The following is a 24600-nucleotide window of genomic DNA, read 5'->3' as shown; positions in this document are numbered from 1 at the left end:
TCACTCAACCATACATACAAATAAATCCCGAAGCAATTCGGGATTTATTTTTTTATGAGTTAATTTGTTTCGGAATATAATGAGCTGATATTTTTTTCTTTGAATAAGGAACTGCTTTTTTCGCTGTTTGCTCAAAATAAAAATTGGTGATATTCCATACGATCATAATAGCTGAAAAGTAGTATAAATTAAGAACGAGTGCGATTCCTATATGCATAGAAATTGTTAGGAAAAGCCATGTCTTCTGAGTCGGTTTGTACCAGATGAAAAACGGGTAGCACATCTCGATGATAATGGTACTCCATCCCATGAAACTTAAGAGATAAGAATGTTCTGTAAGCCAGCTGAAATCAAAATTCAGATCTCTGTTGGAATAGGGCAGATGAATGGCTTTCCAGATAGATTCTCCGTTCCACCAGTTGAAACCTAAAGCTTTATCCAGTCCGGAAAAGAAGTAAGCAATTGAAATATGAATCTGAAATAATCTTTTTACCGGTGTGGTATTTATCTCTCGTGATTTTCTACTGAAAATAAAATTCCTGAGTGAAAAATGTTGGTCTGAAGGAAAAAGGATGAGATAAAATAAAGACATGCTTGTGAAAAAGTCTGCACCATATGCAAAGAAAGAACTTCCTTTGAGTAATGCAATTTGAAGTATAAGTAAAAGAAGTGCAGAGCCTCTGGAATAAAACCCGGTAATGATCAAAATGCACAAGGTAATAAATGATATTTTGGTCATCACAATTGTTGTACTTTCTTCAATGCCGAAGCCCTGTAAAAAGGTGATGATTTTTGAGAAAGTAATCAGCCAGTCAGGAGTGAAAACACTCATAATATCCTGTGGAATAATACTGCTGCTTGAAAATAATTTGTCAAAATCCGGGATCACTGCGAGAAACTGTAAGAGGATAACAGTTCCTATAGCAACACGGAAGAAGCTTAAGAATTCCGTTTGATTGTCCTGTTTGAAAAAGAAGCTTTCAAGTTGGGTATAAAGTACATTCAGCTTTTTCATCACTTTAATGTTTGAATTCATCAATAAGAATAAGATTTTCATTCGTTTTTCCCTGTTTAAAATCTGCAATAGTAGGGTAGTCGTACAGATAAAGTTTTGTAGTAACACTGGCAGCTTTTGGGTTTTCTTTCATCACATGTGCTGCAATCTGCCTGATAATAATATCCAGATACTGATAATATTTTTTGTCATAGGTGTTTTTATCGGAAATTTTATCCAGAAACATATTAAAGACAGTAGTATATCTCACTCTGCTCTCCTTACTTTTGAAATAAGGCATGGTCTTTTGTTCCAGGAGAGTTCCATTCTTGTCTTTCAGCTCAAAGCTCATTACAAAATCACTGGCAACATTCGGTGCATAAAAACCATATCCGGTATCAAAACCGGTATAAGCTGTAAACATATTGATAGGTTTTGATTGGGCAAAGTTCTCTGATATCACATAAACCAGAGGTTTATCATAGTTTTTGTTTTCATAATAAAAACCGTAGTAGCCATCAAACGTTCCCTTCATACCAATGGTAAATACCATCAATATGATAATGAATATTCCGGATAACTGAAGCTTTTTTTTCATGACAAAAAGATTTAAGAAAAGGCTGTCTTCAGAACAAAAACAGCCTTTAACTGTTATTTGTAGTTAGCCAACACACTATTAAGTTTTACATTGATTCTTGGATCAATAGCTGTATTGACTTTGTAAGATTTTATGATCACATTGGTAAGATTCTTTCTTCCCATAGTTGGCGGACAGATCGTATATTCTTCAGCACCTCTTATGGTAAGTTTACCTAAAGAAGCAATATCTTTCTGGCTCAGCAGGGCAGCATTAGTAGCAACCTGATTGTTTTGAATTGCATAATAATCCGTTCCAAGTTCTTTGGCTCCGTATTTTTTCAGGATGCCATCTACTTTAGCTCTTAGGTCACCGTATTTTTTCCAGTCGATATTAGCTTTCATTAAACATCCGCGGATGATATACTGTCTGTTGATTTTGTATATAATAAAATTGGTACCCAAACTATTCTGATGGAGTTTTTGTAGTTTTAATAAACTCTTCATGTCTTCATCAGAAATTTTTTTAACATCTTTAAGGATGTAATTGTTGTCTACAATGTAATTGCCTTTTTCTTTATAAAAAGACATTTCCTGAGGCTTTAGCTGGGAAAATATCATAACAAGTCCCACTATTGCTCCAATTAAAAATAAAGTCTTTGTTTTCATGTGGTTGTTTTAAAATATCCCTACTCTGTTTTAGGATTTTCGGGGGCCTCCTCGTGTGAGTGTTTCATGGTTGAGAAACTTAGATCAAATGTAGAATTATGTAAGTGCTTAAGAATAAGTGTTTATCCTGTTTTTTATAAGGACTTTAACCTGTAATATTGAAATGTGAAGATTGGAAATATGAGGACCCCGGAATAACAGGCTGCTTAATGATAATCCAGACTGTTTTTATTGATGTTTATAACAATGGTTTGTCAGATGAACTCAGAAAAGTTCTTTTGAATTGAAGTTGGGAAATGTTGGTCCCGGAATGGGATTAGATTGTTGATCCAATGATCAGGAAGAATAGCTGATGGAGTTTGAAAAGAGATACTACTGCTTAAAAAAAAATAAATCCCGAAGGTGGCCGGGATCTATTTTTAATCAAATTAATTCTTCCTTTTTCAGGAGTGAAATAATTCGTAGCAAAAATGAAGTGGATATTTCTTTCTTAGTTTTTGCTGCAGAAGAATCAGTTTTGCCTTTCAGCATAACTTTTTTGTGATTCCCATGGTTAGTTTGTGTCTCTCCTGCAATCATCTTGTTTCTCTTAGTGTTTTTACCCCTTATTCTCATTGCAAACTTACAACGGATACCACAAAAATACCATCCGTATTTTCACGGTATTTTATATGGGGGTTTTCCCGGTATGATGTGTTTTTTTAATTTATAACCAATTATTAGCGTATAATTGGTTGGTTAACAAAAGAATGTGTATATTTAAATCCCTTTAAAAGGAAATAAAAAAGAGGTGTCCGAAAATCTTAAAGAGTAGGAAATTAATACTAAACAAAATAATTATGAAAAATTCAAAAAAACTTTCAAGAGTAGAAATGAAAACTGTACAAGGTGCTATTAGAGGATGTAATCCACAGATATTTTGTACTAGCCCACAAACAGAGTGTTGCCCAGGATGGGTTTGTGCTGGTATAAGACAATATTGTATAGCAGTATAATGATTTTTACATAAAATTTAGATATGGCTAAGAAAAAGAGAGGGATTAATTTCTCTCTTTTTTGTATCTTCTTGTTGAATTTAAAAACTAGCTTTAAAATCCTTAAATTTGTTTTAAATTAAAATTGTATGAGTTTTTTTGAAGAAAAGAATCCTGAAATGGACAGATATTTGGAAGCACACGCTTCTTCGGAATCCGAAATTCTGAAAAAACTGAGAAGAGAGACTTATCAAAAGACGACACAGCCTCATATGATTTCCGGATACCAGCAGGGAAGGTTATTGACTATTATTTCCCAGATGCTGCAGCCAAAAAGTATTTTGGAGATAGGAACATTCACAGGATATGCTACTCTATGCCTTGCATCAGGATTGGCAAAAGAGGGGAAAATTACAACGCTGGATGTGAACGAAGATCTTGCTTATTTGCCGAAAAAGTATTTTGAGACCAGTGAATATGCCAATCAGATTGATTTTAAACTTCAGGATGCCAAAGAATTCTTGCAAGAAACAGATGAGTTTTTTGATCTGATTTTTGTGGATGCTGACAAGGAAAATTATGCAGAATATTTTAGATTGATAAAACCTCACACCAAATCCGGAACGGTAATTTTGTTTGATAATGTTTTGTGGTACGGGAAAGTGCTTGAAGAAAATCCGAAATTGAAATCTACACAGTCTATCCAGGAATTGAACGATTTGGCGGCAAAAGACGAAGATTTTGAAAATCTTATTTTACCTTTGCGTGATGGAGTCAACTTTCTTCGCAGAAAGTAATTAAAATATTCAAAGAGTAAAATAGTTAAAGATTGTACAGATCGTATTTTAATCTTAAATTATTCAATCTTTAAATTGAGAGTTAATGAATAAAGGAATTTGTATTGTTACAGTAGCGCCGGTTCGTGCAGAGAATTCTGACAGAGCTGAAATTGTTACGGAAATATTGTTTGGAGAAAGTGCAGATATTTTGGAAGTAGATAAAAACTGGACCAAAATAAAAATGCATTACGACGGCTATGAAGGATGGATGGATACCAAACAGCTGAAACCGGTAACGGATGAAGAGCTGGCAGGCAGAAAAGTGACTGTCGTTACTGAAGATTTTTCTTCCGTTTTAATGAATGATGGGAAGACACTATTGTCTATGGGATCAGAAGTGGAGTTCCCGGTGGTTGCTTCAAGGAGAAGTCATGATGTACGTGAAAGTATTGCCCTTACGGCAAAAGAATTCCTTAATGTACCTTATCTGTGGGGAGGCAAAAGCTTTTTTGCTGTAGACTGCTCAGGATTTACTCAACTGGTATATAAAATTCACAATATTAAAATTCCAAGAGATGCTTCACAACAGGCTGAGGTAGGAGAGCCGCTTACTTTTATAGAGGAAACACAGCCCGGAGACCTTGCATTCTTTGAAAATGCAGAAGGAAAAATTATCCACGTAGGAATTATGCTGGGTAATCAAAAGATCATTCATGCTTCCGGGAAAGTAAGAATTGATACATTGGACTCCACGGGGATTTTCAATAAAGAAATGAACAAGCATACTCACAAGCTGAGAGTATTGAAAAGTGTAATTTAATCCTAATTCAATCTCATCTGAAATGGAAAATACTCTTTTTATAATTTTTGATATTTTTAATTTTGGATGGGTCGCTTTTTTGTGGGGATTTACCCTGAAAAACTATAGCGCATTGCCAGAGAGAATTCCTGTACACTTTGATATGGAAGGAAAGGCTGATGGATTTGGTGGGAAAATATATGCATTTCTGATGCCTGTATTAGCTCTTGGACTATATGCCCTGTTCGTCTATGGATTAAGACATCCTGAAGATACTAATTTCCCTGTAGAAATTACAGATCAGAATATGAATGCTCAGTTTTTAATTATGAAAATTGGATTGAGAATACTTTTTGTTGTACTGGCAATCATTTTTACAAATATTCAGGACTATATGTTCAGATATGCTGCAGATGATCAGGCAAAACCCAAAATTTCATTTGCCACCATATTTTTATCCGTTGTGTTATTTACTCCTGCACTACTTTTTATTGCCCATATATTCAAATGATACATTCTAAAGATAATTCTGAGCACTATATCTGGGGAAACCATTGTGACAGCTGGATTCTGAAAAACACAAAAGGCTTATCTGTGAAGCAGGAAAAAATGCCTGCGGGAACATCAGAAAAACTGCACTTTCACAGAGTAGCAGAGCAGTTTTTTTATATTCTGAAAGGAGAAGCTGTATTTTATATTAATGAAGAGAAATTCCAGGTTAAACAGGGTGAGTCTATTTCTATTGCACAGGAATCAAAACATTATATCTCCAATGAATCCACCAAAGAAATCGAATTTTTAGTCATATCCAATCCACCTGCGGATCACGATAGAATTGAAATAAAAGAATAATTAAAATGGCTTTTCTATACACTATATTTATCAGTCTCCTTACTTTCGGAATGAAGGTTTTTGCATTGATTAATGATAAAACTAAAAAAGGCGTTGAAGGAAGAAAGCAGTCTTTGGATAAAGTAAAATCAGCATTTACAAAAACAGATAAAGTAATCTGGATGCATGCTGCCAGTTTGGGAGAATACGAGCAGGGATTACCTGTCCTGGAGAAGCTTAAAGAGAATTTCCCTCAGCATAAAATTCTGGTGACTTTTTTCTCTCCCTCAGGATATGAGAATGTCATTAAAAAGAAACACATCGCAGACGTTATTTGTTACTTGCCATTCGATAAAAAACATATTGTGAGGGAATTTATATCGCAGTTTAATACTGAACTATTTTTTACGGTTAAATATGATTACTGGTATAATCTGCTTGCTGAACTGAAAAGTAAAGGGGCAAAGATCTACGTTATCTCCGCTCTGTTCTATGAAAGGCAATCCTTCTTTACTTCCTATGGCAAATGGTTTGTAAAGCAGCTTCAGAAAGATGTAGATTGGTTTTTTCATCAGACTCAGTTTTCCTTAGCCTTGGCTAAAAGTGTGGGATTGATAAAATCTTCCGTAACGGGAGATACAAGATTTGACAGAGTAAAACAACTTCGTGAACGGAACAACCATGTAGACTTTATAGCAGACTTTAAAGGAGATCATAAAGCTGTAGTTTTTGGGAGCTCATGGCATGCTGAAGAAAAGATAGCAGAAGTGATTTCCCGTAAAAACAATACGGTGAAACTCATCATAGCACCACATGATCTGAAAAGAGTAGAACATTTGCAAAATATATTTCCCGATGCTTTATTATACAGCCAAATTCAAAACATTCATATTTCCAGCACTCAGGTTCTGATTATAGACAGCATTGGTTTACTGTCAAAATTATATTCTTACGCAGATGCAGCTGTTGTAGGAGGGGGGTTTCATGATGCCGGACTTCATAATATTCTGGAAGCGGCAACTTTTGGCGTTCCTGTGATTTTTGGAAATCAGTACAAAAAGAATCCGGAAGCCGATGATCTCATCGCTGCGAACGGTGGGAAATCATTTTCAGACGAATATACAGCTGCAGAATTTGTTTTATTTCTTATGAATGAAGACAATCAGGAAGAGCTTACAGAAATGTCTCAAAATGCGGAAAAATTTGTAGATGGAAAACCAGATTCTACCAAAATGATTCTGGAGAAAATTTTATCGTAAATATCCCTGGCTTTTCATTTCCTTCATGATCTGATCTATGTTTTCAGGAATCCTGTCACATTCCAGCCAGCTGGTATCAAGGCCATTGTTGACGCAAAGTTTTTGTAGATAATGATTTTCTGAGATCTTCTCTTGGGTGTCACGCAGATATTCATCAATTTCCATCCAGTAATCCTCATCCAGTTTTTTAATAAGAGTCAAAGATTTGAATAATTTGTTGATGACATAAATATAAAGCTTGTAAACATTATCAAACCTTTGTCTGCTGAGGTCACTGTTGTTTTCCAGGATTTTATTGATAAGAAGAAGATTCAGTGAAACTTCCCCGAATTTATCTGTGGTAATTTTGATGTGTTCAGTAATCTCTGCACTTATCTTTCGGATGATCGTCAGGAAATAGGGAGCGTTTCCGGTGTATTTTGAGGCTAAAAGAACCTTTTCCGTTACAATTTCCTCCATTGCATCTCTCTTATCATCTGTAGTTTCCGGATCAATAAGTTCGAAATACAGCTTTTTCGACAGTAATTTATCCTTTCTCAGAAGTCTGAAAATAAGTTTGTCTTTCTCGGCAGCGGAAAAAGCGCTCAGAGCGGCTTTAAACTCTTTTGAATATTCCATTAATTGAAAAATTTCGAATATTTCATGAATCCGTTCAGTGCCCAGTTAGCTGTATAATACAATGATTTTACTGTTGAAAATCCCATGAAATCTTTATAGACAAGATATTGATCTTTGATGATGTTTTTTTTCTTTCTGGAAACACTGTTTTCGCGCATTCTGTATTTTGCCAGGGTCTTTTGTACAGGAATCCCTTCAGGAATTACTTTTAAAAGATTAAGCCACATGACATGATCTTCACGCTTACTTTTTACAGGGAACAAAAACTTACCTGCTCTTTTGGTATCGTACATCGTAGAAACCGGTGCCAGACGGCATGTCTTCAACAGATTGGAGAACGTAACGACTTTATCAGCCAAAAAATCTTTTAGAATAGGCTGAAGCTGTTCATCACATCTGGAATAATTGCAGTAGACCAGTTCTGCATTATGCTCCTGCATGTAATCCGTCATTGTTTCCAGATATTCCGGATACCAGTAATCGTCAGAATCCAGAAAAGCAATATATCTTCCCTGAGCTCTTTCCAGGCTATTGTTTCTGGCATTTCCTGCTCCACCATTTTTTTCCAGTACCTGTAGTTTTATTCTTGGATCATTATATTTTCTGATGATCTCAACAGTATTATCTGTGGAAAGGTCATCAGTAATCAGCCATTCCCAGTTTTCATAGGTTTGGTTAAGAACAGACTGTATGGTTTCCTCGATAAATTCTGACGAATTATAACAGGGAGTGATAATGGAGACAAGATCTTTCATTTATGTTTTTTGAGACTGTAAAATTATAAAAATCTTTTTTCATAAAAATGCCATGAGCTTACCCCTACAGCAATGACCACGAACATGCATACCAGAGCCATTACAAACGGATTGTAATCTTCAAATAACCCTAAAGTCTGGAAAGTTCTGATAATTGGGAAGTGAAAAATGTAAATTCCGTATGTGAAATCACCATATTTTCCAAAATTATTTAAGAATTTGAATGAATAGGCAATATACATTACGATAACACCGATCATCATTGGGGAAAAAAGCTGAATTTTTAAGTATAAATCAATCCAAGCGGTAGCGAGAGCGATGATGAAAATTATATTTTTATGTTTGATAAATTTATCAAAATTAAAGTAAATCAACATTCCAGGGATAAAATAGGATAATGTTCCGGGAAGCTGTTTAGCAAGTGAAATTTTATGTAATGATTCAAAATAATTTAGATAAATAAGTGACAAAAAGTATAAAATAATCAAACTTATATTTCTGTATTTATTATTCTTTCCAAAAAGCAAAAACAACAACGGTACTGCGAAATAGTAGCACATTTCTATTTTCAGTGTCCAAAGAGCACCATTTACTGCTTGATTTCCAAAAACTCCGGGAAGCCAGGGTGCTTTGAAATTTAAAAATAATGAATTCCAGAATAGGTATTTGTAAACTTGTGTATTACTGAAATATTCGGTGAAAGAATAGGTACTTACCAAACTTAATAAAATTGCACATAAAAAAATAACCAATAAGTAAGCGGGAACAATTCTTTTGATTCTCTTTTTTAAATAACTTTTCAGGCTTGAAGACCTGTCATAACTCCTTGCTATAAGAAATCCGCTGACTGCAAAGAAACCGAAAACGGCAATTTCTATAGGGCTGTGCTCAAAAATTTTAAGATCAGGAGAATTACTGAGGGTGCCCAGATGTCCGAGAAAGACAATAAAGGCAAGGAGAACGCGTATAAAATCAAAATTGTTTTTCGTAATATCCTGCATTTGTATTTTCTTTCTTGCAAAAATAACTTTTTTAATAAAATGAATGGGTTCATGTATTCATTATTTGTTAAATAAAGGGAAAATGAGGTCTGAGGGTTTTAAAATATATATAAATAAAGGTCGATGAAATAATTTTTCATAAAAAATAGTAATATAAATCAAAAAAATTATAATTTTAGCGCTTGAAAAAATTGATCTATGAAGAAATTAGCATTACTATTTGCAGGTTTGTCTTTGTTTGCAGCTACAGGATGTAGTGATGACAATGATCCTGTTCTGGAAGCTCCTCTAGTTGGGACATGGCAACCGTTAAAAGAAGTAGTTACCACTGTAGAGGTTGGTGAAGACCCGGTTTCTAACACGATTACTTATACTGACTGTCAGAAGCAGACCAGATGGTTTTTCAGCGTTGACTCCAAAGGAGGAAAAACGAACTGGGGAGATACCGCTACACCTGGCCAGTGTGCTATTCTTTCTGATATAAAATTCAATTATACCTATAATAAGGAAGGAAAAGACGTTCAAATGAAAATCCAGGGAATCGTAGAGCCGCAAAATGCAAAGGTTATTACTTTGGATGCTACAACGCTCAATCTTGCTGTAAGAGAGGAAACTCAGGATCCTACTATATTCCAGACAAGAACATATACCTTCAAAAGAATTACTCAATAATAGGATGTACTTCAGGATATAAAACAGATCTCATCTCCGGATGGGATTTTTTTGTTGGGGATAGAATTGCAATTCATCATAAATTAAATTTCCATTTACTTTAAAATCATTATTTTTGTGAATCTTGTTAAAAAGAAAAATAATTCAATATTTTAAAGTCTAACATATAACATATATATAAAGTGTTTTACGATCATCAGCAGATAGAAAAAAAGTGGCAGAAATACTGGGAGGAAAATCAAACCTATAAAACCTCTAATAACACAGATAAACCCAAATTTTACGTACTCGATATGTTTCCGTATCCATCCGGAGCAGGTCTTCACGTAGGTCACCCGCTGGGATATATAGCATCTGATATCTATGCAAGATATAAGAGACATCAGGGGTTTAATGTTCTTCACCCCGTAGGATATGACAGTTTTGGACTTCCTGCTGAGCAGTATGCTATCCAGACAGGGCAGCATCCGGCTGTTACTACAGAACAAAATATTAACAGATACGAAGAGCAGTTAAGAAAAATCGGATTTTCATTTGACTGGAGCAGAGAAGTGAGAACTTCAGACGCCTCTTACTATAAATGGACACAGTGGATCTTTATCCAGCTGTATCACTCATGGTATAATAAAAATACCGACAAGGCAGAATCTATTGATTTCTTGATTCAACACTTTGAAGAAAAAGGAACGGAAGGATTAAATGCCAATCAGAACGACGAATTAAATTTCACAGCAGAAGAATGGAAAATGGCTTCTGATCTTGATAAAGAAGATATCCTGTTAAACTATCGTCTTGCTTACAGGGCAGAAACCACTGTAAACTGGTGTCCTGCGCTAGGAACTGTATTGGCAAACGATGAAGTAAAAGACGGAAAATCTGAAAGAGGAGGGTTTCCTGTTTTCCAAAAGAAAATGATGCAGTGGAGTATGAGAATTTCTGCTTACTCTGAAAGATTATTACAAGGATTGAATACTTTAGACTGGCCTCAGCCTTTGAAAGATTCTCAGGAATACTGGATAGGAAAATCTCAGGGAGCGCAGGTTCAGTTTCAGGTAGAAGGCCACGATGAAATCGTTGAGGTATTCACGACAAGACCTGATACTATATTTGGAGCAACTTTTATGGTATTGGCTCCAGAAAATCCTTTAGTAGAAACTATTACTACTGATGCTCAAAAAGTAGAAGTAGATACTTATATTGAAGAAACTTCCAAAAAAACGGAAAGAGACAGAATGTCTGACGTGAAAAACGTGAGTGGAGCTTTCACAGGAAGTTATGCAATCAATCCGTTCAGCAACGAAAAAATGCCAATCTATATTTCAGACTATGTATTGATGGGATATGGAACAGGAGCAGTGATGGCTGTTCCGGCACATGATGAACGTGACCACAGATTTGCAAAGAAATTCAACCTTGAAATTAAAAAAGTTGTAGAGACAGAAGAAGACATTCAGGAAAAATCTTTTGATTCCAAAGATTCCGTTTGTGTAAATTCTGATTTCTTAAACGGATTGAATTATAACGACGCAAAGTCAAAAATAATTTCCGAGATCGAAACTAAAGGAATCGGTCATGGAACAACGAACTACAGACAGCGTGATGCTATTTTCTCAAGACAGCGTTATTGGGGAGAACCTGTTCCTATATATTATAAGGATGGGATGCCTTACACATTGCCTGCTTCTGCTTTACCATTACAACTTCCTGAAGTTGAAAAATATTTACCAACAGAAGACGGAGATCCGCCATTAGGAAATGCAAAAGAATTTGCCTGGGATGAAGCTAACCAAAAAGTAGTTGCTACAAATCTTGTTAATGATAAAACTATTTTCCCGTTAGAATTATCTACAATGCCGGGCTGGGCTGGAAGCTCATGGTATTTCCTTAGATATATGGATCCTCAGAATGACGGAGAATTCTGTGCCAAAGATCTTTCAGACTATTGGGGACAAGTAGATTTATATATAGGAGGAAGCGAACATGCAACAGGCCACCTATTATATTCCCGTTTCTGGAACATGTTCTTAAAAGACAGAGGATATATCAATCATGATGAGCCATTCCAGAAATTGATCAACCAGGGGATGATCTTGGGAATGAGTGCATTTGTGTACAGAATTGACGGAACCAACCAATATGTATCTAAAAACTTAGCAAAAGATTACCAGACTCAACAGATCCACGTTGACGTATCCTTATTAAAAGGGACTTCAGACGAATTGGATACTGAAGCTTTCAAAGCCTGGAGACCTGATTATGCTAATGCAGAATTTATCCTGGAAGATGGAAAATACATCACAGATCGTGAAGTAGAAAAAATGTCCAAGTCAAAATACAATGTTGTTAACCCTGATGATATCTGTGAAGAGTATGGCGCTGATGGTTTAAGACTATATGAAATGTTCCTGGGTCCATTAGAACAATCCAAGCCTTGGAATACGCAGGGATTAAGTGGAGTATATGGTTTCCTTAAAAAATTCTGGAATCTGTATTTCAACGAAGATACATTTGAAGTTTCGGAAGAAGAACCTACAAAAGCAGAATATAAAGTTTTGCATACTTTAATAAAGAAGGTGGTATATGATATTGAAAACTTCTCTTTCAATACTTCTGTATCATCATTTATGATTGCTGTCAATGAGCTTCAGAAAATAAAATGCAATAAGCGCAATATTTTAGAGCCGCTGGCCGTTATCATCTCTCCATATGCTCCTCATATCTGTGAAGAACTATGGAATTTGTTAGGACATGATACGTCTATTGAATTTGAACAGTTCCCGGTATTAAATGAAGATTATCTGGTTGAGGACGAAATTCAGTATCCGGTAAGTGTAAATGGTAAAATGAAGTTCAAAATTTCACTTTCAGCTCAATTATCTGCCAAGGAAGTGGAAGATTTGGTGATTTCGAATGAGAAAATGCAACAAATTTTGGAAGGCAAAACCCCTAAAAAAATCATTGTAGTCCCTCACCGTATTGTGAATATCGTAATTTAAATAAAATTTAACATTGGGAAATTAAAAAAAATGGGTGTCTTATTTTTTTGATTTTTTAACTCAAATGTTAAATTTGGGAAAAATAAATAAAATATTTAAAAATAATTATTATATCGAAATCGTATTAAAATTTCTTTATCAAAAAAAAGCAAAATGTTTAATTAAGACTCTTGCATTTTAATTAATTTTGCCTTTAATTTACACCCTGTAAAATTTTAAAACAATATAATTTAGTTAAATATGGAAATGAATGTTTCAAAAAATGATGAGCAAGTAGTTGCTAGAAAGGCAGGAGGTTTAAATCCAGCTGTTATTATTCCTATTCTATTTATTATAGGAGTATGTATTTATTTATTCGTTCTTGGGAGCCCAGGAAACTTTAAAGATGCAGATAAACTAGGAAGTGGTTCTGTAGCCTTTTCAAGTGTTGAAGGAAAAGACATTCACCCAGAATCGTTCTTAGGTATTATCTACAAAGGAGGGGTTATCGTACCAATCTTGATTACTTTCATGATTACTGTAATCGTTTTCTCTTTTGAAAGATATTTCGTTCTTGGTAAAGCTGCTGGAAAAGGAAACTTAGACAACTTCGTTGTACAAGTAAGAAGCTTACTAAACCAAAACAAAATTGACGAAGCTATCGAAGAGTGTGACAGACAACAAGGTTCTGTAGGTAACGTAGTAAAAGAAGGTCTTACTACTTACAAAGCACTTTCTCACGATACTACATTAAATAAGGAGCAGAAAATGGTAGCTCTTAACAAAGCTATCGAAGAAGCTACTACTCTTGAGATGCCAATGCTTGAGAAAAACATGATGATCCTTTCTACTCTAGGTACAGTTGCAACGTTAATCGCACTACTTGGAACCGTAATCGGGATGATCAAGGCATTCTTCGCATTAGGTTCAGGAGGTGGTACTCCGGATGCTGCTGCTCTATCTACAGGTATCTCTGAAGCCTTGATCAACACGGCATTAGGTATTGGTACTTCAGCAATCGCTATTATCCTTTATAACTTCTTTACATCTAAAATTGATGGATTAACTTACAAGATCGACGAGATCTCTATGAGTATCCAACAATCTTTCGCTGAATTCAACTAAGAATTAGCAAGATATTTGCATTAGCAATTAAAAGAAGTTTAATTAAAAATATTTTATAATAATGGCGAGAGTCAAACCAAAAAGACATGGAGTAGTTACGGACATGACCGCAATGTGTGACGTTGCGTTCCTACTTCTTACGTTCTTTATCTTGACCACTCAGTTTAAAAAACCTGACGTGGAGCAGATCAAACCGCCATCTTCAATTTCGGAAAAATTGCTTCCTGATGCTAGTTTAATGACTATCAACGCTACTCCGGATGGAAAATTCTATTTCCAGCCAGTGGACAATGCATCAGAAAGACTTGCTCTTTTGGATAAAATGGGACAAAAGTATGGTATTACTTTTGACAACAACCAAAAAGTGGCTTTCCAGAAAGTTCAGGCAATTGGAGTTCCAATGAACCAACTTAAAGGTTACTTGGATATGCCTGCAGATGAGCAGAAAAATTATAAGAGTCCTTCAGGAATTCCTATGGACAGTACAAATAAGCAGTTAATTGACTGGGTAAAAGAAAGTTTAAGTGTTAACCCTGACTACAAGTTAGCCATTAAAGGTGACGTTACAACGCAGTACCCTAAAGTTAAAAGTCTATTTGAGGGTTTAAGAGATATTGATTTTCTTAAATTTTGGTTGATTACATCACAAGAAGGTAAACCTAACGAATAATATCGATAGAAATGGCAGAAGTACAAGTACAAGAAAAAGGCGGCAAGGGCGGCAAGGTCCGTTCCAAGAAGCAAAACACCAGAGTTGATATGACTCCGATGGTGGACTTGGGTTTTCTATTGATTACCTTCTTTATGTTCACAACTACATTCAGTAAACCGAATGTTATGGATTTGGGTCTTCCGGCTAAACCGAAAGATGAAAAACAAAAACCACCTCCAACAGAAATTAAACTTTCTAACTCAATTTCTATCTTATTAGGAAAAAATAATAGAGTATTTTGGCACCAGCAGGATGCAACTTCCTTGAATGACCAGACTCTTATGGAAACTACTCTTGATAGAGAAGGAATTAGAAAAGTAATTCAGCAGGCAAAATCTAGAGCTGCAGATCAAACGAAATTTACCGTGATCATTAAGCCAACTGACGATGCTATATATAAGAACTTTGTTGATATTCTTGACGAAATGGCAATTACCAAAAGTGAGCAGTACGGTGTTACTGATATCAAACCTTGGGAAAAAGCTATTTACGAGAAAAAAGTAGGAGGTGCTGCTGCACCAGCTGCTGCTACAAAGTAATTTAACCATAAAATTGTTATATCTAATCTATGGCAGATGAAAATGTATACGGTCAGAATCTTACTCTAGACGAAATCGTATTTGAAAATAGAAACAAGGAATATGGTGCCTACGATATTAGACATCAGTATCCGAGACTTTTAACAAAGTCTTTTATCATCGGAACAGCATTATTCCTTTTGGCAGCTTTGTCTCCGTTCATCTATCTTACGATTAAAAATCTTACAGCTCCGCCTAAGCAAGAAGTAAAGGCAGATCTAGTAGATATTATCGAAGAAGAACCGATTATCGAGCAGCCTAAGGAAGAAGAACCACCGCCACCACCTCCTCCAAAAGAAGAAGAGAAAATTGAGGTGATTCAGAACGTAGTTCCTGAGCCTGTAAAAGCTCCGAAAATTGAAACTCCACCACCACCGATTTCTAAGCAGTTGGAAACTACAACTGGTTTGAATAATCAGGAGGGGGTAAAGGCTCCGGCTTATACGCCGCCACCGCCACCACCATCTACAGGTACTAAAGCTAGTACAGCAGAGGTGAAAACAAATAATCCTAACGAGATCTACAAAGATGTTGACCAGTCTGCAGAATATCCTGGAGGTATGGGAGCATTAAGAAAGTTCTTGGGAGATAATTTTGATACTTCTTTAATGGAAGGAGGCGAAGGAACGCTTAAAGCTAAGCTGAAGTTCGTTGTAGAAAAAGACGGAACTGTTTCTGCAGTTACTATTGAAGAGAAATCTCCAAATGGCGACTTTAACAGTGAAGCTGTACGTGTAGTTAAGAAACTTAAAAAATGGACTCCTGCGAAGAGAAACGGGGAGAGCGTTAGATCTTACTATAGTGTACCATTTACTATGAACTTTGAATAAGACTTATTTGTTCAAAATATAAATAAAAAGAGAAGCATATGCTTCTCTTTTTATTTTTTTTGGTATTTTTGTTACATGATGTTCAATTGGTTATCCCTGATTACGGGATTGTTTTATATCGTTTTAGGAATTGTAGTGATTGTCTATAAATTCTTCTTTACTATTTTGGAACCTGCTGTTGCCTATGCACTAGGTGTAGTACTGGTTATTTATGGTATTTTCAGAATTTACAGGGCGATCTCAAGAATTAAAAAATCGAGAAATGAAGAATAGTTTTAAGCTTGCAGTAATTTTTGTTTTGAGCATAATGCTTGCAAGCTGCAAAAAGGAGAAAAATGCTCCTTCCTATCACAAGGGTGATCTTACAATTTTTACTGACGAGTCCTTTCAAAGCGTCACAGAAGCATTAGCTGACGGCTATATGATCAACTACCCTGACACCCACATCAAAGTAGAAATAAAGAAAGAAGACTTAGGACTTCTTGATCTTCTGAAAGGAAGTGCGAAAGCCGTGGTAATGTCCAGAAATCTTACTCCTGAAGAAATAAAAACATATGAAGAAAGAACTGATCTGAAGTTTCTTCCCTCTAAATTTGCTGCAGATGCAGTAGTTTTTGTAGTTCCTAAAGACTCTCCGAAAGAAAGTATTTCCATGGAGGAAATCAATGCTGGACTGATGTCTGATAAAAAAGAATTTATCTTTGATGGAACCAACTCAAGTAATCTGAATTTTGTCGCTGAAAAATTAAAAAAACAGCCAAAAGACCTCCAGTTTTCAATTATCCCGGGAAATCAGAAGATCATAGAGGAATTAGGAAAGTATCCCAATAAAATAGGGGTTGTAGGGCTTAATACTTTTAGCCGTCCTTATGATAAAACTTCTGAAAAACTGAGAGAAATGGTTAAAATCCTCCCTGTTGTAGAAAAGGGAAAACTCTATAATGCAGATTTTAAAGGGCTAAGTACAATGGAATATCCCTTTACAAGAGTTCTTTATTTCTTGATTAATGAAGGTAATTTTAATATTGCCAATGGATTTATAAGATTTTCATGTACTCATTTAGGTCAAAAAATTGTTCAGAAAGAAGGTCTGCAGCCTTATAATATTTATAAGAGAGAAGTTCAGATGCGTTAAAAAATATTAAATTCACAATTTAGCCTTGTTAAAAATATTGATTTGGTCTGAAAATTGTGTAGAATATAACTCAATTATTAGAAAATATAAAATGAAAGATATAATGAATATGAATGTAAAGAAGATTGCTTTTGGAGCAGCCGTGGTATTTTTTACCGGTTTTGCCTCTGCACAAACATTGCAGGATGGTATCAACAGTATAGACAGTGATAAATTTGCTCAGGCAAAAACGAATTTCACTGAAATGATCGCTAAAGAGCCTACAGCTGAAAACTACTTCTATTTGGGAAATACTTTCTTAAGACAGGGAGAACCAGATTATGCTAAAGCAACTGAAAGCTTCAACAAAGGATTAGCTGCTGATGCAAAAAGCTATCTTAACAAAATCGGTTTAGCTGCTGTTAAATTAGGTAAAGGCGATAAAAACGCTGTTGCTGAAATTCAGAAAGTAGTGACTGATTCTAGAGAAAAGGATGCTGAAGTTCTGTTCAGAGCTGCAGAAGCTTTAACTTTATTTGAAAAGAACAGTTCACCTGATCTTGCTATCCAGTTCTTGACTAAAGCGATTGAAAAAGCTGAGAAAAAAGGTGTTCCTGCACATTATTATTATACATTAGGAGATGCTTACAGATTAAAAAGAATGCCAGGAGAGGCTATGTCTGCTTATGATAAAGCATTACCTACTGCTAAAAATAAAGCTTCCGTTTATACAAGAATGGCAACTTTATGGATGGCTGCACAAGTTTGGAAAAATGCAAAAGAAAGTATTGATAAAGCAATTGCTGTAGATCCTACTTACGCTCCTGCATACAAAGCATTGGCTGGTTATGACATCAGATATCAGCAGAATGCAAAGGCTACACAAGACCTTATCAACTATACAAAATACGCTGACGAAGATCCGTATACTCAGTTAGAAATTGCAAAATTATATTTCACAAACGAAGACTATGCAAATTCTAAAACAGTTTTGGATAAAATTTTTGACAAAATCGAAGATCCTATTAAGTTTAAATTAAGAGCTTATCAGGCATACGCAGATAAAAACTATGCAGATGCTAAGCAGAACATGGATACTTTCGCTTCTCAAGCTGAGAAAACTAGAATACAGCCTGCTGACCAAGGTTTACAAGGGCTTATTGCTGCAGGTTTAGCAAAAGATGAAAAAGATGCTGCTAAAAAATCAGCTTTAATGACGGAATCTCAGCAGAAAGTTGCTATCGCAAAAGCTGCTAAAGATGAAACAATGAAGTGGGATCTTGAACTAGCTAACATCGCTGGAGGTGGAGGTGCTTCTCAGGCAGATGTTGATAAAGGGCCTACTAACCCTGCCATTGAAGCATTGAAAAAGCAGGTTGCAGCTAATGCTCAGGATTCTGATGCATTATTCAAGTTGGCAACAGCCTATCAAGATGTTAAAAACTGGAATGGGGCTATCCTTACATGGCAAAAAATGTCAGCTCTTCTTCCTGATTGGGCTCCTGCTTATTACAGCCAGGGATATTCTTACCAACAGGCTGGAAACAATGATGCAGCAAAAATAGCTTACGAAAAATTCATCAGTACAGTAAAACCTGCTGATCAGGAAGCAAACAAGCAGACTCTTGCTTATGCTTACTTTGCAGTAGCTTATATGAGCAAAGATTCTGATGCTGCAAAAGCAAAAGATTATGTAGCTAAATCTTTACAGTTAGATCCTACTTACCAGGATGCTGTAAAATTAAATGCAGAGATCAATAAGTAATTTAAAATTTAAATTATAGATATAAAAACTTCCCATTCGTAATGTTTGGGAAGTTTTTATTTTAAACTTATCTTTGATTATATGAAAACTGATATACTTGCTTTTGGAGCACATCCTGACGATGTAGAGCTAGGATGTGGCGGAACTATTGCTAAAATGGTTTCAGAGGGTAAAAAATGTGTAGTTGTAGATCTTACCAGAGGAGAACTCGGAACAAGAGGTACAGATGAAACAAGAAAGGCCGAGGCGGCAGATGCTGCTAAAATTTTGGGACTTTCAGCAAGAGAAAATCTTGGAATGAAAGATGGCTTTCTGGTAAACTCTGAAGAATACCAAATGAGGATCGTAAAAATGATTCGCAAATACCGCCCGGAAATCGTATTAGCCAATGCTATTGATGATAGACATCCGGATCATGCAAAAGGAGCGAAATTAGTGTCGGATGCGTGCTTTTTGTCCGGACTGAGAAAAATAGAAACTGTAGAAGAAGGAGAAAATCAGGAGGTGTGGAGACCTAAGCACGTTTTTCATTATATTCAATGGAAAGATATCAAACCGGAGTTCGTTATTGACATTTCAGAATTTCTGGATACAAAAATTGCATCTTGTATGGCTTATAAAACTCAATTTTATGACCCTGCTTCTAAAGAACCAGAAACTCCGATTACAACAAAAGACTTTTATGAGAGCTTAACTTACCGTGCACAGGATTTAGGGCGATTATCGGGAGTTACTTATGCTGAGGGATTTACATCTGAGAAGTTAATTTCTTTGAAAAATTTTGATGGAATTGTTTGGTAGTTGAGGAAAATGTCCTATATTTGCACTCACAAAACGGTGATTGTAGCTCAGTTGGTTAGAGCGTCGGATTGTGGTTCCGAAGGTCGGGGGTTCGAGACCCCTCATTCACCCAAAGAAAGTACACTTTTTAAAAGTGTACTTTTTTATTTTATATCTGTTTCAATAATAACAGAGACTTCTTTTTTTACATTCTTTCTAAAAGATTTTTCCATCATACGCTTATAATTTGTAAGTCGGTGGACAAAAATGGTTCTCTTTAAGTTCTCAAAAATAAATTCAAGGACAGGCTGAAAAAATATTTTATATTTGTTAATCAGCAACTATTGAATCTGACATCTTGAAATTATAAACATTTGTATGAAAAATCTTTTTATAATTTTCACTGTTTTATTCTCATTACAGTATTATCCACAATCCTACTATAAAGATTTATTTGATAGCCAAGGATATGATACCTCAATAGGTTATTCTACTAGTGCAAATCAACTTGAATTTTCATGGGGTATCTGCTCATATGGAAGCATTGGTACTGATGTATGAGAAAACGAAAGAAAAAAAGTATGCTGAAACTTTAATAAAGTTTATAGGTAATGCGATAGATAGAAGAGACGATCTTAGAAGCCAGGAAAAAGGATTAAGTAAAATTTCTGATTATCGGAAAGTTTCTGGTGCGGCTTGGTCAACCAACCATTATAATACTATTACAGATGAAGGGGCTCCTTATTCACATTTGGTGCATAGTGCTAATTATATCCAATGGCTAAATTTGCTGCGATAATTAAACTTAACAGTTCTGCTCAGCGTTTAATTTCAAATCCGGGCGGTCGCTTGGTAATCAAATTTATAGCCGTATTGCAGATGATATTATTTAAAAAGTAAAAGAAACCCTTAACTATCATGAAGAACAATGGCATACTGAATCTAAAAATATAGGTTATTATAAAGAATGGGGCAGTGGTAATTCTCCGATAGCTCATCCAGATGTAATTTTACCTTTTAATATGCAAAGTGCTATAGGAAGAGTATTAATTCAAATGTATAGGGCAACGTCTCAGCAATCTTATCTTACACAAGTGTATCAAATAGCAAATTTTATAAAATCAAATACGTTCTATAACAGCGATCTACAATCTAATATCTGGAAATATTGGAATAAAAATGACTTACCTGAAGATGTTTCTCATGTAGGTCTGACTGTAAGTTTTCCATATGAATGCTATAAGATATTATATAATAAAAAATCTATTTATTCATATCAAGAAATACAAAGATATATTAATACTTTCATGAAAGACACTGTAAAATCTTCCTTATTTATGAATGGAGGTGTAAATGATAATGTGCAATATTGGGATCTAAAGTCTAATATGAAAGTAGGCAGTCTGACATTTGATAGCTATATCTGTAACAGATGGCTATGCTTATCAGGTTATGATAAAAAATTATTTTTATTGATTGTTGATATACAAAATAATAAGAACTACTATACAAAATTATCTACAAATGATCCTTTGACAATTGCACTTTTGGCATCTAGTGAAATCTAACTTTTTTCCTCTACTGACTATGTAAGGTATAACTTTCCTTAAAAAAGATTAGATTATTTTTCTTTGATAAGCTATTTCAGAACATAAAAAAAGCATCTTTTTCAGATGCTTGTGTTTTTTAATATTCTTTTTTAAACTTCGTCGTCAGAATCAATTGTGAATGATTTGCTTTTGAAGTCTTTATCATGTTTTTCTGAAATTACATCCTCACCCTTTTCATTAATGATGAAATCTGTGGACTCATTAAACATCTCCTGAAAACTCTTAAAATCTTCCTTGTAAAGGTAAATTTTATGCTTCTCGAATGTAGCTTCCCCATTCTCTCCGAAATTTTTCTTACTCTCAGTGATTGTAAGATAATAATCTCCTGCTTTCGTCTCACGCACATCAAAGAAATAAGTTCTTCTCCCTGCTTTTAACACCTTAGTGAAAATCTCATTTTCATGGCGTTCCTTGTATTCACTCATTGTTAGATATTTTTTAATCTTGTTAAGAACAAATATAAAAGAATTCTTTTAATCACAAAATTTTTTTTATGATTTATTTAACAATTGAGAACGAAACGGCTAAGCGGTTACAGAATTGGTAATTTCCGTCAGGTTGATAATTTGATCTGCTTTTTGAGCGCTAGACTCTCTGTGTGTGATGATTATGGAAGTAGCGTTACTTATCTTTTCATCGATATTTTCCAGAATATTCTGCTCAGTTTCGGTGTCTAAAGCAGACAAGGAATCATCAAAAATGATGATATTCGGGTCTTTAATTAAGGCTCTTGCAATACAAATTCTTTGCTTTTGTCCCCCCGAAAGCATTACTCCGCGTTCACCAACAAGTGTTTTATATTGCTCTTTAAACTCTACAATATTTTTGTGAACATCTGCAATATTTGAATATTCTACCACTTTCTCATGAGAAGGGTGATCAATGGCAAAACCTATATTATTTTCTATAGAATCAGAGAATAAATAGCTCTCCTGAGGAATATATCCAATGAAGTTCCTGTAGTTAATCAGATTATGATCTTTCAGGTTTTTACCATCTATCAAAATCTCTCCTTCGCTGGGATCTATCAATCGGCATAAGAGCAGGGCTATTGTTGATTTTCCGCTTCCTGTTTTACCCATAATGGCTAAAGATTCTCCGGCTTTAACTTTAAAGTTCAGATTATCCAGTGCCTTAATTCCTGTATTAGGATATACATAAGAAACATTCCTGAATTCTATATCTCCTTTGATAGGATAGTTTTCAAAATTAGTATTAATGATTTCCGATCTCTTATCCATGAATTCATTGATTCTTTGCATAGACGCTTCAGCTCTCTGGTTCACAGAAGTTACCCATCCAACCATAGAGAATGGGAAAATCAGCGTGTTGATATACATAAAGAAATCTGCAATTTTTCCGATGCTTAATTCTCCGGCAATATATTTAGCACCGCCAATCCAGATGATCGCTACGTTTAATAATCCGATTACAAAAAGAATAATGGTGAAGAAATACGCTTCTGTTTTGGCAAGATCCAAAGCTTTATTCTGATAATCGGTCACTTTGATTCCGTAGTTTTTTTCAATGTATTTCTCTCGGGCGAAGAATTTTACTACACGGATTCCTGAGAAACTGTCCTGAACAAAAGTTGAAATTGCAGACTGGCTCTTCTGCATGATCTTCGACTTTTTGTTAATGATAGAACTTACCTTATAAATAGCAAAAGATAAAATCGGAAGCGGAAGTAAAGTCCACATGGTCATGGAAGCATCCGTTTTTACCATATAAATAGCTGTGATCAGTACAAGGACGATCAGGTTGGCTACATACATCACTCCGGGACCAAGATACATTCTTACAGCAACCACATCTTCACTCAATCTGTTCATTAAGTCTCCGATGGTAGTCTGTTTATAATCCGTTAAGGATAAATCCTGATAATGTCTGTAAATTTTATTTTTAAGCTCATATTCTATCCTCCTGGAAGCCACAATGATGGTCTGTCTCATCATGAAGGTGAAAAATCCGGTCAAAAGGGAACACCCAACAATAATTCCTACATAGATCAAAACCTGATGGTTGAAGCCAAGGTTTCCATTTTTTGTAAGCTCATCCACAGACTTTCCTACAAACTGAACCTTATATATATTAAAAAAATTACTGGCAATGATAAATAGTACCCCCCAAAACAGCAGTATTTTGTGTTTCCAAAAATAGGGGTTTAAGGTTTTTAGCGCTTTCATATAGTTTGACAAAATTACAAAAATGTCATCACACTACGAATTTCATCAATTTTAAATTTTGTATCTTTGCACCCATAAAAAAGCTCTTTGAATGTTAGGAAGACGACAAATCCGTGAAAAAGTAGTACAGACAGTGTATTCATACTACCAAAATCCTGTAAAATTTGATGTTTTAGAGAAAAACATGTTTGCCGGGATAGAGAAAATCTATTATCTATACATCTATCAGCTCAATTTTTTGGTGGGTCTGAAAGATTTGGCAGAAAATCAGATCGAAATTGGTAAGAATAAATATCTTAAAACTGATGCTGATATTAATCCTAACCAAAAATTCATCAACAACCAAGTATTGCTTAAACTGGAAGAAAATCCTGAAAGATTATTCTTTACAGGCCAGCATAAGCAGTTGAAATGGGATATGCATGATGACCTATTGGTAAAAACTTTCCAAAGAATTACTGCAGGAAAGCGTTACCAGGATTTCATGAAAGAAGATGGATACTCTTTTGAAGAAGATCAGAAGTTTATCGGAAAATTATTTTTAAGATATATTGCTGAAAATGAAGATTTTCATGATTATCTGGGAGATAAAGAACTTTCATGGTATGATGATATTCACATTGCCAACTCCATGGTACAAAAAACAATCGGTTTCCTGAGAGAAGATGAAGAAAGCAGAACTTTAATTAAAATGATTAAAGATGAAGAAGATAAGACTTTCGCTGCAAAATTGTTGAGAGATACTCTGAACAACTGGGAAAACAATGAAAAGAAACTGGGAGAAAGACTTGAAAACTGGGATCTGGAAAGAGTTTCTTTAATGGATAAAGTAATTTTGTCTACAGCGATTGCAGAACTTGATAATTTTGCTTTCACACCTTCAAGAGTTATCATTAATGAATATATTGAAATTGCAAAAGTATTTGCTACTGACCGTTCCAATATCTTCATCAATGGTATTTTAGATAAATATTGTAAAGATCAAAATAGAATATAAA

At 34.9% G+C, this 24600-nt stretch carries 27 protein-coding genes and 1 tRNA gene; 20 read left to right on the top strand and 8 right to left on the bottom strand.

What is annotated here, in order from left to right; translation table 11 throughout:
- Positions 1-52: 52 nt before the first annotated feature.
- The 3 genes from ACTJIP_RS19475 to ACTJIP_RS19465 are packed head-to-tail and all read right to left on the bottom strand — an operon-like array spanning position 53 to position 2239.
- Entirely contained in the window at positions 53-1036 is a 984-nt protein-coding gene (locus ACTJIP_RS19475) for a hypothetical protein (RefSeq protein ID WP_440704974.1), read from the bottom strand.
- The gene (locus ACTJIP_RS19470; protein ID WP_077418823.1) at positions 1020-1592 is read right to left on the bottom strand and encodes a hypothetical protein; all 573 of its coding nucleotides are present in this window, start codon (positions 1590-1592) and stop codon (positions 1020-1022) included. The genes ACTJIP_RS19475 and ACTJIP_RS19470 overlap by 17 nt, the downstream gene beginning before the upstream one ends.
- Positions 1593-1645: 53 nt before the next feature.
- A complete protein-coding gene (locus ACTJIP_RS19465) occupies positions 1646-2239 on the bottom strand; it encodes a hypothetical protein (RefSeq protein WP_077418824.1) in 594 nt (197 codons plus the stop codon).
- Between the two features lie 839 nt (positions 2240-3078).
- Here ACTJIP_RS19465 and ACTJIP_RS19460 point away from each other — a divergent pair.
- The 6 genes from ACTJIP_RS19460 (at position 3079) to ACTJIP_RS19435 (ending at position 6881) form a co-directional block, all read left to right on the top strand.
- Positions 3079-3234, top strand: coding sequence for a CCPGW family putative bacteriocin (locus ACTJIP_RS19460; protein ID WP_410493605.1), 156 nt, complete (start codon positions 3079-3081; stop codon positions 3232-3234).
- Between the two features lie 128 nt (positions 3235-3362).
- Positions 3363-4010: an O-methyltransferase gene (locus tag ACTJIP_RS19455; RefSeq protein ID WP_077418826.1), complete on the top strand. Its 648-nt coding sequence runs from the start codon at positions 3363-3365 to the stop codon at positions 4008-4010.
- Between the two features lie 85 nt (positions 4011-4095).
- A complete protein-coding gene (locus ACTJIP_RS19450) occupies positions 4096-4812 on the top strand; it encodes a C40 family peptidase (protein ID WP_047385994.1) in 717 nt (238 codons plus the stop codon).
- A 22-nt stretch (positions 4813-4834) separates the two neighbouring features.
- The gene (locus tag ACTJIP_RS19445) at positions 4835-5302 is read left to right on the top strand and encodes a DUF1648 domain-containing protein (protein ID WP_077418827.1); all 468 of its coding nucleotides are present in this window, start codon (positions 4835-4837) and stop codon (positions 5300-5302) included.
- Complete coding sequence (locus ACTJIP_RS19440; protein ID WP_077418828.1) at positions 5299-5643, top strand: cupin domain-containing protein; 345 nt, start codon at positions 5299-5301, stop codon at positions 5641-5643. Before ACTJIP_RS19445 ends, ACTJIP_RS19440 begins: the two co-directional genes overlap by 4 nt.
- Before the next feature lie 5 nt (positions 5644-5648).
- The gene (locus ACTJIP_RS19435) at positions 5649-6881 is read left to right on the top strand and encodes a 3-deoxy-D-manno-octulosonic acid transferase (RefSeq protein WP_440704973.1); all 1233 of its coding nucleotides are present in this window, start codon (positions 5649-5651) and stop codon (positions 6879-6881) included.
- Here the strand turns inward: ACTJIP_RS19435 and ACTJIP_RS19430 are convergent.
- From ACTJIP_RS19430 to ACTJIP_RS19420, 3 genes are read right to left on the bottom strand one after another with little or no spacing between them, the layout of a single operon-like run.
- On the bottom strand, positions 6873-7499 hold the full coding sequence (locus ACTJIP_RS19430) for a deoxyuridine 5'-triphosphate nucleotidohydrolase (protein WP_077418830.1): 627 nt from the start codon (positions 7497-7499) through the stop codon (positions 6873-6875). The genes ACTJIP_RS19435 and ACTJIP_RS19430 overlap by 9 nt on opposite strands.
- Complete coding sequence (locus ACTJIP_RS19425) at positions 7499-8254, bottom strand: glycosyltransferase family 2 protein (protein ID WP_077418831.1); 756 nt, start codon at positions 8252-8254, stop codon at positions 7499-7501. Before ACTJIP_RS19425 ends, ACTJIP_RS19430 begins: the two co-directional genes overlap by 1 nt.
- A 23-nt stretch (positions 8255-8277) precedes the next feature.
- Positions 8278-9255 (bottom strand): acyltransferase family protein, encoded by a 978-nt coding sequence (locus ACTJIP_RS19420; protein WP_440704972.1) that lies wholly within the window; start codon positions 9253-9255, stop codon positions 8278-8280.
- 198 nt (positions 9256-9453) lie between these two features.
- Here ACTJIP_RS19420 and ACTJIP_RS19415 point away from each other — a divergent pair, with 198 nt between their 5' ends.
- The 13 genes from ACTJIP_RS19415 (at position 9454) to ACTJIP_RS19355 (ending at position 21374) form a co-directional block, all read left to right on the top strand.
- Positions 9454-9927, top strand: a complete 474-nt coding sequence (locus ACTJIP_RS19415; protein ID WP_077418833.1) for a lipocalin family protein — start codon at positions 9454-9456, stop codon at positions 9925-9927.
- 182 nt (positions 9928-10109) lie between these two features.
- Positions 10110-12923 (top strand): leucine--tRNA ligase, encoded by a 2814-nt coding sequence (leuS, locus tag ACTJIP_RS19410; RefSeq protein ID WP_440704971.1) that lies wholly within the window; start codon positions 10110-10112, stop codon positions 12921-12923.
- Between the two features lie 240 nt (positions 12924-13163).
- The gene (locus ACTJIP_RS19405) at positions 13164-14027 is read left to right on the top strand and encodes a MotA/TolQ/ExbB proton channel family protein (protein ID WP_047386005.1); all 864 of its coding nucleotides are present in this window, start codon (positions 13164-13166) and stop codon (positions 14025-14027) included.
- 61 nt (positions 14028-14088) lie between these two features.
- Entirely contained in the window at positions 14089-14697 is a 609-nt protein-coding gene (locus ACTJIP_RS19400; RefSeq protein WP_047386006.1) for an ExbD/TolR family protein, read from the top strand.
- A gap of 11 nt (positions 14698-14708) precedes the next feature.
- Complete coding sequence (locus ACTJIP_RS19395) at positions 14709-15278, top strand: ExbD/TolR family protein (RefSeq protein WP_047386008.1); 570 nt, start codon at positions 14709-14711, stop codon at positions 15276-15278.
- 29 nt (positions 15279-15307) lie between these two features.
- Positions 15308-16147: an energy transducer TonB gene (locus ACTJIP_RS19390; RefSeq protein ID WP_077418835.1), complete on the top strand. Its 840-nt coding sequence runs from the start codon at positions 15308-15310 to the stop codon at positions 16145-16147.
- 75 nt (positions 16148-16222) lie between these two features.
- Entirely contained in the window at positions 16223-16420 is a 198-nt protein-coding gene (locus tag ACTJIP_RS19385; protein ID WP_175627284.1) for a DUF308 domain-containing protein, read from the top strand.
- A complete protein-coding gene (locus ACTJIP_RS19380) occupies positions 16410-17282 on the top strand; it encodes a PstS family phosphate ABC transporter substrate-binding protein (protein ID WP_077418837.1) in 873 nt (290 codons plus the stop codon). The genes ACTJIP_RS19385 and ACTJIP_RS19380 overlap by 11 nt, the downstream gene beginning before the upstream one ends.
- A gap of 91 nt (positions 17283-17373) precedes the next feature.
- The gene (locus ACTJIP_RS19375) at positions 17374-19026 is read left to right on the top strand and encodes a tetratricopeptide repeat protein (protein ID WP_219071827.1); all 1653 of its coding nucleotides are present in this window, start codon (positions 17374-17376) and stop codon (positions 19024-19026) included.
- A gap of 81 nt (positions 19027-19107) precedes the next feature.
- On the top strand, positions 19108-19827 hold the full coding sequence (gene bshB1 / locus ACTJIP_RS19370) for a bacillithiol biosynthesis deacetylase BshB1 (RefSeq protein WP_077418839.1): 720 nt from the start codon (positions 19108-19110) through the stop codon (positions 19825-19827).
- 35 nt (positions 19828-19862) lie between these two features.
- Positions 19863-19938: transfer RNA gene (locus ACTJIP_RS19365), tRNA-His, on the top strand.
- A gap of 403 nt (positions 19939-20341) precedes the next feature.
- Complete coding sequence (locus ACTJIP_RS19360; protein ID WP_440704970.1) at positions 20342-20605, top strand: hypothetical protein; 264 nt, start codon at positions 20342-20344, stop codon at positions 20603-20605.
- 223 nt (positions 20606-20828) lie between these two features.
- A complete protein-coding gene (locus ACTJIP_RS19355) occupies positions 20829-21374 on the top strand; it encodes a hypothetical protein (protein WP_077418841.1) in 546 nt (181 codons plus the stop codon).
- Between the two features lie 131 nt (positions 21375-21505).
- Here the strand turns inward: ACTJIP_RS19355 and ACTJIP_RS19350 are convergent, their stop codons facing one another.
- Together ACTJIP_RS19350 and ACTJIP_RS19345 are read right to left on the bottom strand one after the other, a co-directional pair.
- Positions 21506-21841, bottom strand: a complete 336-nt coding sequence (locus tag ACTJIP_RS19350; RefSeq protein ID WP_034701927.1) for a DUF3276 family protein — start codon at positions 21839-21841, stop codon at positions 21506-21508.
- A gap of 99 nt (positions 21842-21940) precedes the next feature.
- Positions 21941-23602 (bottom strand): ABC transporter ATP-binding protein, encoded by a 1662-nt coding sequence (locus tag ACTJIP_RS19345; RefSeq protein ID WP_440704969.1) that lies wholly within the window; start codon positions 23600-23602, stop codon positions 21941-21943.
- Positions 23603-23693: 91 nt separating this feature from the next.
- Here ACTJIP_RS19345 and ACTJIP_RS19340 point away from each other — a divergent pair, with 91 nt between their 5' ends.
- Positions 23694-24599, top strand: coding sequence for a transcription antitermination protein NusB (locus tag ACTJIP_RS19340; protein WP_077418843.1), 906 nt, complete (start codon positions 23694-23696; stop codon positions 24597-24599).
- Position 24600: the final 1 nt, after the last annotated feature.

Source organism: Chryseobacterium sp. 22543 (assembly GCF_052044565.1).
Taxonomy (GTDB): domain Bacteria; phylum Bacteroidota; class Bacteroidia; order Flavobacteriales; family Weeksellaceae; genus Chryseobacterium.
Note: the sequence above shows the minus strand (reverse complement) of the source record. Positions and strands in the feature narration are given on the sequence as shown.